We start from the raw sequence: 13,976 nt of genomic DNA, 5'->3' as shown, positions 1-13,976 counted from the left end.
CGCGTTCAGGCGCGCAGGTGCGGTGCCTGGACGTGCACGGCCGAGCCGGTCTGCCACCAGGGCACCGCGACCATGGCCTCGATCGCGCCGCTCAGCCGCACCGTCAGGTCGTGGTGCACGACCAGCTCGCCTGCTTGCGCGGGCAAGGCGAACAGCTGCCGCAGCACGACGCCCAGCGGCTCCGCCGCCCACGTCGTGCGGCGGCCGGTATCGATCACCTCGGCGGTCACCGCTTCGGACGCCAGCGGCAGGTCGAGCAGAGCCGCCAGGGCCGAGGCTGTTTCGGTATCGCCGACTACCAGACGATCCGCAGGCACCACCAAGCCGAACCACGGCCGGTCGAGGACGAAGACGTCCGCCGGATCGGCCACGACACCGGACAGCGCGCGCACGCGATCCGGCGGCCGCAGATCGGCGAGATCGAGCCGGTCCGCGGCGACGGCGGCCGCCAAGCGGGCATGGGTCCGCGAAACCACCTCCGCCGAGGTGGTTCTCGACGAATCCCCGAGCGCCTCCAGCAGCGCCGCGGCCAGCTCCTCGGTGATCGTCTCGGGATCGGCCAGGACGGCGCGGCAGGCGTCCGGGTCGACACCCGCCACGGCGAACGCCGGTAACAGCCCGTCGAATTCGACGTCGGCGGGATGGCGGAACAGTCCCAGCGGCGTGCTGTCGATCCGCGCGTATCTGCGCAGCCACCACGCGGTGTAGCCGTCGGCGTCGGCGAGCAGGCGGCGGGTACGCGGCGTCGCGGCCAACTGCCGCAACGCTTCCGGCCACGCCGCATCGTCGATCAGATCCAGGTCGCGGACGGCGACCAGCTCCGGCGGATCGTCCGCCAGCGTGGACCACCAGTGTTCCTCGTCGTCCAGATCGTGGTCCGGTCCGGTTGGATCGGCCTCGACCACCACGCTGAAGTCCCAGCCGACGCCGACAGCGCGCAACGCGTCCGCACCGTAGCGGTCGACCAGCTCCGGATCGGCCGTGCCGAACGGCGCGTCGGGCACGAGTAACTCACGCAACGGCGCGCCGGGCAGCAACAGTTCGTCGGCGGGCCGGAGATCGCCCTCCACATCGGGCAATTCGAGCGAACTCAGCCACGGCGGCAGCGCCTCCCGGTCGGCGTGCGCGGCGAGACGCAGGACGGCGTCGGCGGTGTCGGGGTCGTCCGGGTGGTCCTCCAGGTCGGCGCGCAAGCCCGGGTCGATCAGGAGATCCTCGGCGGTGGCCGAGCGCGCGCCGAGCCGGGCCAGCAGGGGATGTACGGCCTCAGGATGCGCCAACCTGGCCCAGTGCACCGGGATCGCGACCTCGAGCTGATCGTCCAGGACCACGGTGCGCGGCCCCGTGACGAGCCTGCCGTCCGCCAGCGGCACCGCCAGCGCGCCGAGTTCCTCCGCCGCGAGCGGATCTCCGGCGAACGGTTCCAGCGCCGCGTAGAAGGACCGCCACCAACTCGGCGGCCGATCCAAGCCTCCGGACAATTCCGCGAGCCGTGCCAGACCGAGGCGGTGCACGTCGAGCACAGCCATGGCCTCGGTGTGCGGCCGCCCGGAGAGGTCCGGGATCACCAGAGGACCGACCACCTCGTCGAGCAGGTCGGCCAATTCCGTGGTCAGGCCGGCGAAGACATACGCGCGGGTGGGGACGGCGACGTCCCGGGGGTGCGGCGGTGCGGGGGTCGACGGTGGCTCGGGGATGCCGGACGCGCCCGGTTCGGCGGGTGCCGATATGCCGCTCGAAGCGTCGATCGGCTCGGCGGTCCGGATATCGCCCGGTTCGGCGCCGAATCCGGCACTCGACCCGTCGGACGCCTGGATCGCCGCTCGCGCCCGACCGCCGGACGCATCGGCAGGTTCGACGACCGGCACGTCCGGCGGTTCCGTGTGAGCCGCGGCTTCCGCATCTCGCTGCCGGGGTTCGTGGTCGGCGAGCGACGCCGATTCGGCATAGGCCGCGGTGAAGGGCTCGAGGTCAACAGCGAGGGGCGACGTGTCATACGAGCCTTCCCGATCAGTGCGCCGATGGGTGGCTGTCACCGGCAGCCATGGGTGCGTTCGCAATTCACGCAGCAATGCTTCGCGCAGTAGCCCATCGGCCTCGCTCCGAGCGAAACCGGGGGCAGGGACCAGTACGAGACGATCGCGCGGCGGAAGGGCGCGGGCGAACTCGGCGTAGCCGTCCGCCAGTTCGGCGAGCCGGGCGCCGGGCAACAGCCTGCGGCGGTCCGGCTGCATCGGGATGTCCGCGACGAGCAACGCGGGCAGGGATAGTTCCTCGTCGGATCTGGTCGGCGCCCGCAGCACGTCCGGGGCGGCCGCCACCGGCCTGCCGTCGCGCACCGGCAGCAGCCAGCGGGCGCGCGGCGTGCGGTACTGCCACCAGGTCCGCTGCACGTCGCCGGGGCCGTCGACGTAGACCTCGTGCATGCCGCCGCCCATGTCCTCGGCGCTGCTGACCAGTTCGTCCGCGCCGATGCGGATGCGGTGCAGCGCGGGCAGTTCGAGCAGCAGGTCGACGGCTTCGGCGCGCATCGCGGCCAGCAGCGCGCCGGCGTCGACGTCCGCGCGCAGCCGCAGCACCACCTCGGTGTCGAGACCGTCCGGCGGTCGCGCCTCGGTGGGCCAGGCCAGCCGCAACGCGGGCGGGACGAACTCGCCCGCAGCGCCCTCGGGTATCCGGATCCCGTTCCGGCGCAGCGCTTCGCGGGTCTCGGCGCGGGAGAAGCGCAGCGAACCGGAAACCGACCGCACCTCGATGTCTTCGCTCACCGCAAGCACCGCGGTGAATCCGACGCCGAACCGGCCGACGATCTCGCCCGCGGATTTCCCCGAGGCGCGCAGGGCGGTGAGCGCGTGCACACCGGAGACGTCCAGCGGCGCACCGGTATTGCCGATGTACAGGTCACGGCCGTCGAGCCGGACGACGACGGCACCGGCCACGCCCGCCTTGCGCGCGGCGTCGGCGGCGTTCTGCGCCAGCTCGGTCAGCAGTCGGTCGCGGTAACCGGCGCGCACCAAGTCGTTCTCGGTGGCCGCGTCCTCCCGCAACCGCGTCGGCGAATCACGCCATGCGGCGAGAACCGCAGCCCGCAGCGCCGAAGTGCCGAACGGATCGGCGGCCTCGCTCAGCTCCGCGGCGATGATTGGTACTCCGACCGTTCGCCGGGCCCGTTGTCGACAGTCGGTCCGGTGTCGCCCGGCTCGGCCACCGGCACGTCTGTAGCGCTGCCGGGAGCGTGCTCCTCGACATTCGTCACGTGCTCGGGCGATTCGGTGTCGCCCGTCTGGTCGGTAGCGGCTTCGACCGGACCCGTCCGCGCGCCGAACTCCACTGAATTGCTCGCGGAGACATCGGAGCTCTGCGTATCGAGCGGTGCGGTGCGATCCGCGATGCTCGAACCACTTTCTCCAGCAGCCGCGGGGGTGTCCGCCGCATCGCCGGAACCCAGCGCCGGGTCGATGCCGGTGTCTTCCTTCGCCACGCTCTGCTCGTCCACAGCGCCGATCGTGGCGCCCGCAGCGGCATCGGACGTGCTGTCGTGGACAGCGGGCGCGTCCGCGCTCGGTGCCGTCCGCGCAGCGGGTGGAACGCTCGATTCGGTGAACGCGGCGGAAGTGTCGATTTCGCCGACCTCGGCGGCGCTCACCGCATCGGTGTCGGTGGCCGTGCTGTCGGCGGGCTGGGCGTCGGTCGCGCTCGTGGATTCGACGGTGAGTTCGTCCGCGACGGCGCCGTTCTCCGTCGACCCGACACCTTCATCAGCGGCGACCCGCTCGGTGACGGCCGGTTCCTCGGTCGTGCGTTGCGCGCGGATGGCGTCCGGGGCAGCGACCGCCTCGGGCGCCACACCGGTGTCGGCCACCGCGGCATCCGCGGAGAACCCTGGGTGCTCGTCACCCGCAGCGGACGCGGCAGCCGTGGAAGTCTGGGCACCCGCGATGTTCTCGGGCACGGCAGAAGCCTCACCGATGCCGGGATCCCGGCGAACCGGGGCGTCCTGGTCGACTGCGGCGTCCACTCGTTCGCTTCCCTCGACGGCCGTAGCGTCTGCGATGTCCGCCGCAGCTTCGGCGACCACCGCACGTCCCTCGGCGTCCCCGACGATCTCGGCGCCCTCGGCCGCCACCGCGCCTACCTCAGCGGTCGCCGTGGCGCCCTCGGTCTGCGCGGCCGTATCGAACCGATCGCCCGCGGACGCCGGCGCACCGGCCACATCCTTCGGGGCCTGGTCGTTTTCGAGCGAGATCAGATCGATGGCCGCGTCGTCGTACGCCTCGTAGAGCGGCGAGCCGTTGCCGGTGGGGACCTCGGTATCCGAGTGCGCGCCGCAGCCGTAGGCCACGTGAACGACGCGCCCGTCGGCGCCCATGGCGTTGCCGCAGACACCGAACGCGGCGCGCAGCGATCCGGCAAGCGGAAGATAGAACCCGCAGCTCCCGCAGGTGGCGGGCGCGGCCTTGGCCATCTCCGCGTCGGGACCGCGCTCGGCGTACCAGCGTTCGGCGGCCTCTTCGCGGCCTTCTCTGCTCATCACCTTGGTGCGGCCGAGACCGACCTCGTAGGCCACTTCGTCGACCACCGGATCGCCGGTCGCGACGTATCCCGGCACCAGGCGCGGATCGTCGGCGGGCGGGGCGAGCAGGTCACCGGGCGCGAGGTCCCCCGGGCGAACGCGCTGCTCCCAGGGCACGAACTCGGGTGCGACCAAGGCGTCGGGCCCGGGCAGCAGCGCCGACTCGCTGACCGTCGCATAGCCGGCGCCGGGCGGGGCGGCCACCACGACCGCCCACTGCCACCCGCGGTAACCGGGCAGCGTGGCCTCGAAGCGGTGGGTCGCCGCGCTCTCGTCCTCGGCGATCACGCCTAGGTGCGCACCGACGCCCGACGGTTCCAACTCCAGGAGCGCACGGCGGGCCAGGTCGACGGCATCAGCCAGAATCGGCCGCACGCCGGACTCCGAAACAGAAACTGCGCTCACGGCCTACATTTTGCCGTATGGAGCGCAATCGCCGTGCGTTGGCCATCGGTGTGCTGGTCGGTCTGCTCGTCGTGGGTGGATGCGGCGGCGTCGCGGACCCGGCGCCGCGGATGAACATCGAGGTGCTCGGCACCCGGCCGCACGATCCGAAGGCGTTCACCCAGGGGCTGGAGGTCGATGGCGACGTCCTCTACGAGGGCACCGGTCTGGCGGGCGCGTCGAGCGTGCGCGCGTCCCGGCTGACGACCGGTGAGGAGCTGGCCAGGACCGAGTTGCCCGCCCCGTTCTTCGGCGAGGGCATCACCCTTGCGGGCGCCACGCTCTGGCAGCTGACCTGGCACGACGGCGTGGCCATCGCCCGGGACCCGGCCACCCTCGCCGAACGCGGCCGGGTGCGCTACGACGGCGAGGGCTGGGGTCTGTGCGCCGGGGATGGACGACTCGTCATGAGCGACGGCACCGACCGGCTCACCTTCCGCGATCCGGTCACCTTCGAGCCGACCGGCTCGGTCGAACTGACCAGCCGCAACGGCGCCCGCCTCAACGAACTCGAGTGCGCCGCGGACGGGTCGGTCTACGCCAACGACTGGCCCACGGACACGATCCTGCGCATCGACCCGGACTCCGGCGCTGTGCTGGCGACCGCCGACGCCGCCGGTCTGCTCCCCGCGACCGCGCGGGCCGACGCGGACGCCCTCAACGGCATCGCCCAACTGCCCGGCACCGACCGCTTCCTGATCACGGGCAAGAACTGGCCCACCATGTTCGAGGTCCGCTTCACGCCCGCCTGAGCGCGACCCGGCGGTCACGACGACGGGCCACTTTCCGCCGCCCCGGAGCGCGGATGAACGCCCAGCACGGGAGTGCGCCAGAATTGGAGTCGTGACTACTCCCCGCGAACCCTCCGGTCCCGACCGTGATCGGTGGGCAGGCGAGGAGGTCCCGCCGTTCGACCGGCATCCCGGCTTCGACCGATACCCGCCACCCAACGCGCCGCGACGCCGCGGGTCACTGCCACCGCTCGGACCGCGACCAGGACGCTCTCCGGAGCGTTACGAGCAACCGGGCCCGCGGCCCGAAGCGTCACCGGAACCTCCGCGGACGAAACCGTTCCCACGCGGAGGTGATGGCGAACAGCCGAAGTCCTCCGACCGCGCGCCTCGGCACGTCTTCCCGCACCGCGCGGAACCACCTCGTCCCACCGACCCGCCGGACCGCGCCGAACCCGGCTCTCCCGAGACCGCCGCCGAGGGTCAGGGCCGGCCTCCCGAAAGCGACGCGCCCTCCGGCGCGCGTCGGATGCCGCGCAAACTCACCGTCACCCGGGTGGCCGCCATGCGCGGCCGGGAGCTCACCGAGAAAGGCATCGCGACTTTCCAGCGCGCGGCCAAGGCCGACGGCGCGGACAAGTCGGGCCTCACGGCGCTCACCTACGCGACCATGGCGAACTTCGCCCTCGACGCCGCCATCGCGGTGGCGCTGGCCAACACCTTGTTCTTCGCCAGCGCCACCGCGGAAAGCAAGACAAAGGTCGCGCTCTACCTGCTGATCACGATCGCGCCGTTCGCGGTGATCGCCCCGCTGATCGGACCGATGCTCGATCGTCTGCAACGCGGTCGCCGCCTGGCGCTGGCGACGTCGTTCGCGGTGCGCACAGTGGTGGCTTTGGTGCTGATCTTCCAGTTCGACAGCTGGGCGCTGTATCCGCTCGCGCTGTGCATGATGATCGGCAGCAAATCGTTCTCGGTGCTCAAGAGCGCGGTGACGCCCCGGGTGCTGCCGCCCGACATCGATCTGGTCCGCACCAACTCCCGCCTGACAGTGTTCGGGCTGGTCGGCGGCACCATGGGCGCCGGAGCGCTGGCCGGTCTGGCCGCCGCGATCGCGGGCTCGAACGGCGCGCTGGTCTTCGCGGCGCTGATCGCCTGCGCCGGAACCTATCTGAGTCTGCGCATCCCCTCCTGGGTCGAAGTGACCGAGGGCGAGGTGCCCGCGACGTTGAGCTATCACGGCGCGGACGCGCGCACCGAGGTGCTCGCGTCCGGCAACGAGTCGTCGGTCCCGCCGCGCAAACGCAGGCAGCCGCTCGGCCGGGCCGTGGTGACGGGACTCTGGGGCAACAGCGCCATCCGGGTGCTGACCGGATTCCTCACTTTCTACGTCGCGTTCGTCGCCAAGGCGACCGAGCACCGGCCGGTGCAGCAGGCCCTGATGCTCGGCGCGGTCGGCGCGGCCGCCGCCATCGGCAATTTCACGGGCAATGCGACGGGCGCCCGGCTCAAGCTCGGCAGGCCCGCGCTGATCGTGCTCGGCTGCACGGCGGCGTGCGCGCTGGTGGCGCTGTTCGCCACGTTCGCGAACAATCTGCTCGGCGCGGCGGCCGCCGCCCTGGTCGCATCCGCGACGAGCGCGCTGGCCAAGGTCTCGCTGGACGCCTCGATCCAGGACGACCTGCCGCCGGAGTCGATCGCCTCCGGCTTCGGCCGGTCGGAGACCGTGCTGCAGCTGAGCTGGGTGGTCGGCGGCGCGGCCGGGGTGCTGCTGCCGACCGATTACTGGAAGGGCTTCGCGGTGGTCACCGCGATCCTCGTGCTGGGCTTGGTGCAGACTTTCCTCAGCTTCCGAGGTCATTCGCTGCTGCCCGGCCTCGGCGGCAACCGCCCCCAGCACGCGGACCAAGAGGTGCCGACGAGGCCGCACGGATATCCGGCGAGCGCGCCGCAGGCGCCGGACCCGAAGCCGCGCGGCGGCGACACCAAACGCTTTCGACGAGGGCAAGGAGACCCGATCTGGTGAGCAAGCTCAACGCACGCACGATCGCCGCGCTGGTCGCGGCCGCCCTGCTGGTGCTCACCGTCGCCTTCGCGGGCGTGCTGGCGGTGCTGATCCGCAACGCCGACGAACCCGACGTCACCCTCACCGCCTACGCGCACGGCAAGACGATCACCGTGCGGCCGTTCAGCTACTGCGCGGTGACCATGCAGCACTGCAGCGTCCTGCCCGAGGAGAACGTGCCGGGCACGGTGTTCTCGACGCTGACCTGCGCTCCCGACACGCCGGACTGCCATCGCGGCCGCACCGCCGAATTGGACGTTCCCGCCGGTTACCCCTTGCAGCTGTCGCTGCCGAAGCAGGTCGCCGACGCGCCGTGGCTCGCGCAATTGGTCTACCTCCTGCCGAACGGCGAGAAAGTCGACCAGGTGATCAGCCGCAACGACTATCCCGACCGCGCGCTGGCGTTGACCATCGACTCCAAGCCGGAGCCCGACTTGCGCCTCATCGGCGTCGAATTCCAGCTGCCGATCCTCGCCCGCGACGAAACCGGCCGGGAGTTCTACGTGCCGCACGCCACCTGGTCGATCAGTACCGCGTAGCGGCGAGCACAACTTCGCGAGCGCGGCGCGCACCCAAGCGAGCGACGGCATCGATGCGTTCCGAGGAACCGCTGCCGCCCACCTGCACCGCGGTGATCACGACCGCCGTGAAATGGCCTCCAGCGCGATCGCGGTGTCGCGTGGATCGAGATCCGCGGCGATGTCCCCGGACTGCCGCCCGGCGCGCAGCGATGCTTCCAGCACCTGCCGAATGCGATGGGGCACAACGCCGTCGCGTCCCCTTGATCATCGCCGATCGACGTAACGCGGCGACGCACGCAACGACCACGGCCGCACTCACTTCGCACATCGATCTGGTGCCCACCCTGGCCGCCTCCCCGGGATCGACGCCACGGCGCGCGCACCTCCGGACGGCCACCGTGCACGGCCGCGTGAACGCGCAGCGCCGCGAACGCCTCGGCGACTACCGGTCCAGTTCGCGCGCCACCGCGCGGACGACCTCCGAGATGCGTTGCGCCGTCTTGCGATCCGGGTACTTGCCCTTGCGCAGGTCGGGCTGCACCTTCGCCTCGAGCAAGGTGATCATGTCCTCGACCATGCCGTGCAACTCGTCCGGCGTGTGCCTGCGCGCGGCAGGTTCCTTGCGCGCGTTGCGTTCCTGGCCCTGCCGGACCGACGGCGGCGCCTCGAGCAACTTGAGGCTGAGCGCCTGGGGGCCGCGACGGCCTGCGGCCATGCCGAATTCGACACGCTGGCCGGGCTTGAGACCCTCGACACCCTGCGGGAGCGCGGACGAGCGGACGTAGACGTCCTCACCCTCGTCCTGGGAAAGGAAGCCGAAGCCCTTTTCGACGTCGTACCACTTCACCCTGCCGGTCGGCACTGCGCTCACCCGTTCATCATCGAAAACTCGGACCCCTACGGCCCGAGCACATCCGTCTACCGGGCCGATCCCGCGACCGGCCCTTTTCCTGTGCGAAAAGAACGCGCCCAGCAGGATTGCAGGACGCGATTGCTATCGAGTCTACCCCGGTGCGAATAACGCAAGCACATCAGTTTTACCGTCGAGCCGTGACGAACCCTTCCGCTCCGACCCCATCCGGCGGCGCCCCCAAGCGGCGCGGCGACTGGTTGCTGCAGCTCGCGCTCGCCCTGTTCGCGCTCGGATTGCTGGCCGTCGTCGTCATCTTCGCCATCCCCGTGCTGACCGACGGCGAGCCGGGGCTGTGGCTCTATTTCGGTGCGATGCTCGCGCCGCTCGGGTTCGTGCTCGCGCTCGTGTTCGCACTGCGCTCGGGCCGCCGGTCCCGATAGCACCGGAGTACGGGCCTCCGAAGCGGCGTCAACCGGTTACCCGACGCGACCGTTACCCACTCGGATGTGTGATCCTCATCACATTAGGGGAAGGTCACGGCGCGGTGACGGCACATACCGGGCCCCGCCGTAGCGTCTCTAGCTGCGCGAAGGCCTCTTGCCCAGTTGAGACCGCGTCGAGACCCGTTGGTACACGCCGGTTACCAAATAGTGATTTTTCCCGCGGTTCGACGTACGGTCTTATCCAGCCGGGACACCCGGCGAACCACCGGCCCGCCGCACCGAGCCTCGCCCCGCGGGTACCGGACCCCCGACGGAAACGTAGGGGCGAGGGCGGAACGGACGACCTCTCAGTCCGAACCAGAACCGAAGACGTCGCAGGTGCGTCGAGAGGAAGACGAACCCGATATGAGTGGACGCCATCGCAAGCCAAGCTCGACCGGCCGCACGGTAGCCAAGGTCGCCGTCACCGGCGCCATCATCGGCACCGCTGGTGTGGCTTTCGCAGGCAACGCCAGCGCGGCACCCGACTCCGACTGGGATCGACTCGCTCAGTGCGAGGCCGGCGGCAACTGGGGCATCAACACGGGCAACGGTTTCCAGGGCGGGCTGCAGTTCTCGCCCAGCACCTGGCGCGCCCACGGCGGCCAGGAGTACGCCGCCAGCGCCAACCAGGCCACCCGCGAACAGCAGATCGCGGTCGCAGAGAAGGTGCTCGCCTCGCAGGGCTGGGGCGCTTGGCCCTCCTGCTCGTCCAAGCTCGGCCTCAGCAGCGCGCCCACCCCGCGCTCCGCGCCCGCCCAGGCCGAAACCCCCCGCTGGAACCCCGCGCCGCAGGCCGCCCAGGCCGCGCCGGCGGACACCCAGCAGATCTTCTCGGCCGTCGACCGCGCCCTCGAGGTCGTGCAGAGCCAGGGCGTCCAGGTGCCCAAGGAAGCTCTCGACTTCTTCAATGCCGCCAAGTCCAGCGGAGTCACCCTCGACCCCGCGATCGTGAACTTCTACGAGGCGAACAAGGGCCTGCTGCCCTCCTGATCACCACGCGACGTCGAGAAGGGCCCCGCATCACTATGGATGCGGGGCCCTTCTCCGTAGCCGAGAACGTTCCGTTCGCGCGCTCAGCGGTTGATCACCGTGTTCGGGTGCATGTAGGGCAACTGCTCAGCGGGGACCGGAAACTCGGTGTCCTCGCCGTAGGGCGAGAGACCACCGGAGCGGGCCGAGGAGAGTTCGGTGACCGCGTGGTCACCGTCGGCGACCTTCGGCCAGCCGTTGTCGACGTAGGATTTCTTCGATTTGTTCACCACGACCTCATTGTGGCATGGGCCGTTCTCCCCGGACGCGCCGCAGCCCGCAGCGCGCGGCCCGCACCGCCGGACTCCGGCGGGCGACCGCCCAGCATCGTAGGCTGGATCGGATGACCGCGACCGACTCCCTCGCCGGATGGCTCGGTGCCCGCAGTGATGCCCAGCTCGTGACGCTGTTGCAGCTTCGGCCCGACCTGGCCGTGCCGCTGCCCTCCTCCATGGCCGTGCTCGCCGCCCGCATCGAACAGCGCGCGTCGGTGCTGCGCGCCACGGAAGACCTGAACACCCTCGAATTCGCCATCGTGGAAGCCCTTGCGATGCATGGGGTGACGCGCACCGACGGCGGTCCGCTCCGCCGCGCCGAACTGCATGTGCAATTGTGCGAACGGGTACCGGCCGCCGCGATCGACCACGCGCTGGAGCGACTGACCGCTCGCGCGCTGGTCTGGCTCGACGCCGACGAGGGGCTGCACCTGATTCCGGCGGCCGCCGAGGCGTTGCCGTGGCCGATCGGCACCGCGACCGAGATCCCTGACGCCCTCACCGAACCCGAGGTTGTCGCGGCACTGCCCGAGCTCGCCCCGGCCGAACGAGCCCTGCTGGACAAGCTGGCTACGACCGGACCGCGCGGGCGCACCAAAGACGCCGCACCGGGCACGCCGCCGGACCGGCCGATTCAGCGGCTGCTGGCGCGCAGGCTGCTGCACCGGATCGATGACGAGACCGTCGAGCTTCCCGTCACCGTCGGGCAGGTGCTGCGGCGGGAACCGGTCACCCACCCGCATGCGCTGACTCCGCCGCAACCGCGGACCGTCAAACAGACGCCCGCCGACGTGAACGCGGTCGCGGCGGGCGAGGTCGGCGAGCTGCTGCGGCACTGCGCCGCCGTGCTCGATGTGCTCGGCCAGGCCCCCGCTCCCGCGCTGCGGGCGGGCGGCTTGGGCGTGCGGGAGCTGCGCCGCATCGCCAAGCTGGCCGGTGTGGACGAGCCGCGCGCGGGTTTGCTGGTCGAGCTGCTGGCCGCCGCGAAACTGATCGAAAAGGGTTTGCCGGACCCGCCGCCGGACTTCGACACGACCGACGACTTCTGGGCGCCGACACCGCTGGTGGACTCCTGGCTGGAGTCACCGCCCGCCCGGCGCTGGGCCACGCTCGGATCGACCTGGCTGGACTTGGATCGGATGCCGTGGATGATCGGCATGCGCGATGCCAACGACAAGCCCCTGGCGGCGTTGTCACTCGAGCTGCGCAGCCCGAACGCGCCGCGCGATCGGCGCGCGATCCTCGCCCTGCTCGCCGAGTACCCGTCCGGCACGGCGTTGGAGCCCGCGGACATCGGCCGGATACTGGCCTGGCAGCAGCCCCGCAGGCGCAGGAATTTCCGGCCGGAGGTGGTCGAACAGACGCTGGCCGAGGCGGCCGCGCTCGGGTTCGTCGGCCGCGGCGCGGTCGGCTCGGCGGCGCGGGCGCTCCTGCACGCGGCGCCGACCAGCGTGGCCGACGCGGAGGCGCAGATGGAGGCGGCGCTGCCGGAGCCGGTGGATCACGTACTGGTGCAGGCGGATCTGACGGTGATCGCACCGGGCCCGTTGACCGCCGACCTCCAACGGCGCGTGGCTCTCGTCGCCGACGTCGAGTCCGCGGGCGCCGCGACGGTGTATCGGATCGGTGAGTCCTCGGTGCGTCGCGCGTTGGACGCCGGCTCGACGGCGGCCGAGCTGCACGCGCTGTTCGCCACGCATTCCCGCACACCGATCCCGCAGGCGCTGACCTATCTGATCGATGACGTGGCCCGGCGGCACGGTCAGTTGCGGGCGGGCATGGCGCAGTCCTTCATCCGCAGCGACGATCCGGCGCTGCTGGCCCAGGTGCTCTCGGCGCCGGTGGCGAGCGAGTTGGCCCTGCGGTCCATCGCGCCCACCGTCGCCATCGCCCAAGCGCCGCTGGGCGAACTACTGGAGCGGTTGCGCGCGGCGGGATTCGCGCCCGCGGGTGAGGACTCGGCCGGGGCGATCGTCGATCTGCGGCCGCGCGGCGCGCGCATCTCGGTGCGCCCCGCCGCACGGCAGCCGTACCGGCCCACTCCGCCCAGCACCGAACAGCTCGAACTGCTCGTCACCGAGCTGCGCGCCGGCGAACGCGCCGCCAGCGCCAGGTCCGGTCAGGCGGTGCGCCCGGACGGCACCCGGACCAACACCGCCGCCACCCTCGCCCTGCTCCAGCTCGCGGCGCGGGTGCGGCGGTCGGTGAACATCGGCTACGTCGACGCCCAAGGAGTCGCCACGCAGCGGGTGGTGGAACCGTTGAAGGTGGGCAACGGTCAGCTCGACGCGCTGGACCCGGTGACCGGCGCGGTCCGGCACTTCACGCTGCACCGGATCGCGTCGGTCGCCCTGCTGGAATGATCAGCCCTTCGGCTTGGCCGTGCAGAAGGTGGCCTTGGGGTCGGTTTCGATCAGCCGGAAACTGTCGGCGTCCTCGCCGCACAGCAACTCGTCCGCCTGGCCGTCGATCCGCTTCAGCACCTTGAAGGTGGCGTCCGGGGACGAGCAGTCCACGTGCTTGTATCCGGTCGTGCTGCTCTCGTTGTAGCAGCTGCCTTCCTTGAAGTTCGGCGCCAGGCACAGGAACGCGGTGGTACCGCCGGCCAGGGTCTCCTCGTAGGAGGTGTAGTCGGCGGCGCAGTCGGTCTTCTTGTCGTAGGACTGCGCGACCTTGTAGACGGCCTTGTCCGACGAGCAGTCCACCGGCTCGGTCTTGGAATCGGACGCCGAGCCCTCGATGACGTTGATGCAGTCGCCGACCTTGGCCTTGGCGGTGTCCGACTTGCCCGCGTCCTCGATCATCGAACAGCCGGCCACCGCGACCACCGCCGCGGCCACCGCGACGAGGGCGAGCACGATGCGTGCCAGCAGCCTCGCTCCTGGAAACTTCACCTGAAAACCTCTCTCACCGAACACGTTCACGGGCTCGTGAACGCGGTGAGGATACCCGTACGACCACGGCGGCCGCATCAGCTCGCCGGGTGACCGCGAACGGCGC

10 protein-coding genes and 1 pseudogene are annotated in these 13,976 nt (G+C 71.1%); 6 read left to right on the top strand and 5 right to left on the bottom strand.

The genetic code is table 11. From position 1 onward, the window contains the following. Positions 1–5 precede the first annotated feature (5 nt). The gene (locus tag ABZ552_RS07895; RefSeq protein WP_357436357.1) at positions 6–3,092 is read right to left on the bottom strand and encodes an ATP-binding protein; all 3,087 of its coding nucleotides are present in this window, start codon (positions 3,090–3,092) and stop codon (positions 6–8) included. Positions 3,093–4,243: 1,151 nt separating this feature from the next. Next, a pseudogene (locus ABZ552_RS07890) lies at positions 4,244–4,978 on the bottom strand (DUF3027 domain-containing protein); the annotation flags it as partial. 17 nt (positions 4,979–4,995) lie between these two features. On the opposite strand from ABZ552_RS07890, the gene ABZ552_RS07885 reads away from it, so the two are divergent. The 3 genes from ABZ552_RS07885 (at position 4,996) to ABZ552_RS07875 (ending at position 8,352) form a co-directional block, all read left to right on the top strand. Further along, the gene (locus ABZ552_RS07885) at positions 4,996–5,769 is read left to right on the top strand and encodes a glutaminyl-peptide cyclotransferase (RefSeq protein WP_357436104.1); all 774 of its coding nucleotides are present in this window, start codon (positions 4,996–4,998) and stop codon (positions 5,767–5,769) included. Positions 5,770–5,860: 91 nt separating this feature from the next. Further along, positions 5,861–7,774 (top strand): MFS transporter, encoded by a 1,914-nt coding sequence (locus tag ABZ552_RS07880; RefSeq protein WP_281877300.1) that lies wholly within the window; start codon positions 5,861–5,863, stop codon positions 7,772–7,774. Continuing rightward, positions 7,771–8,352, top strand: coding sequence for a DUF2771 domain-containing protein (locus tag ABZ552_RS07875; RefSeq protein ID WP_281877299.1), 582 nt, complete (start codon positions 7,771–7,773; stop codon positions 8,350–8,352). The genes ABZ552_RS07880 and ABZ552_RS07875 overlap by 4 nt, the downstream gene beginning before the upstream one ends. A gap of 424 nt (positions 8,353–8,776) precedes the next feature. Here ABZ552_RS07875 and ABZ552_RS07870 read toward each other — a convergent pair whose 3' ends face one another. Then, a complete protein-coding gene (locus ABZ552_RS07870) occupies positions 8,777–9,196 on the bottom strand; it encodes a cold-shock protein (protein WP_063023190.1) in 420 nt (139 codons plus the stop codon). Between the two features lie 188 nt (positions 9,197–9,384). Between ABZ552_RS07870 and ABZ552_RS07865 the strand changes: the two genes are divergently transcribed. After that, on the top strand, positions 9,385–9,627 hold the full coding sequence (locus tag ABZ552_RS07865) for a hypothetical protein (protein ID WP_281877298.1): 243 nt from the start codon (positions 9,385–9,387) through the stop codon (positions 9,625–9,627). A gap of 408 nt (positions 9,628–10,035) precedes the next feature. Then, positions 10,036–10,662 (top strand): resuscitation-promoting factor Rpf1 domain-containing protein, encoded by a 627-nt coding sequence (locus tag ABZ552_RS07860; protein ID WP_281877297.1) that lies wholly within the window; start codon positions 10,036–10,038, stop codon positions 10,660–10,662. Between the two features lie 83 nt (positions 10,663–10,745). Here ABZ552_RS07860 and ABZ552_RS07855 read toward each other — a convergent pair whose 3' ends face one another. Then, entirely contained in the window at positions 10,746–10,934 is a 189-nt protein-coding gene (locus ABZ552_RS07855; RefSeq protein ID WP_039795086.1) for a hypothetical protein, read from the bottom strand. A gap of 110 nt (positions 10,935–11,044) precedes the next feature. Here ABZ552_RS07855 and ABZ552_RS07850 point away from each other — a divergent pair, with 110 nt between their 5' ends. Beyond that, on the top strand, positions 11,045–13,339 hold the full coding sequence (locus ABZ552_RS07850; RefSeq protein ID WP_281877296.1) for a helicase-associated domain-containing protein: 2,295 nt from the start codon (positions 11,045–11,047) through the stop codon (positions 13,337–13,339). On the opposite strand, the gene ABZ552_RS07845 is transcribed toward ABZ552_RS07850, so the two are convergent. After that, positions 13,340–13,870 (bottom strand): hypothetical protein, encoded by a 531-nt coding sequence (locus ABZ552_RS07845; protein WP_281877295.1) that lies wholly within the window; start codon positions 13,868–13,870, stop codon positions 13,340–13,342. Positions 13,871–13,976 lie beyond the last annotated feature (106 nt).

The organism is Nocardia sp. NPDC019219 (assembly GCF_040632645.1).
Lineage (GTDB): Bacteria > Actinomycetota > Actinomycetes > Mycobacteriales > Mycobacteriaceae > Nocardia > Nocardia sputorum.
The sequence above is the reverse complement of the archived record's forward strand: the minus strand, read 5'-3'. Positions and strand labels throughout refer to the sequence as shown.

Excerpts from the sequence above, each read along its gene's own strand:
- ABZ552_RS07885 (WP_357436104.1), top strand. The coding sequence starts at position 4,996 with ATGGAGCGCAATCGCCGTGCGTTGGCCATCGGTGTGCTGGTCGGTCTG.
- ABZ552_RS07860 (WP_281877297.1), top strand. The coding sequence starts at position 10,036 with ATGAGTGGACGCCATCGCAAGCCAAGCTCGACCGGCCGCACGGTAGCC.
- ABZ552_RS07850 (WP_281877296.1), top strand. The coding sequence starts at position 11,045 with ATGACCGCGACCGACTCCCTCGCCGGATGGCTCGGTGCCCGCAGTGAT.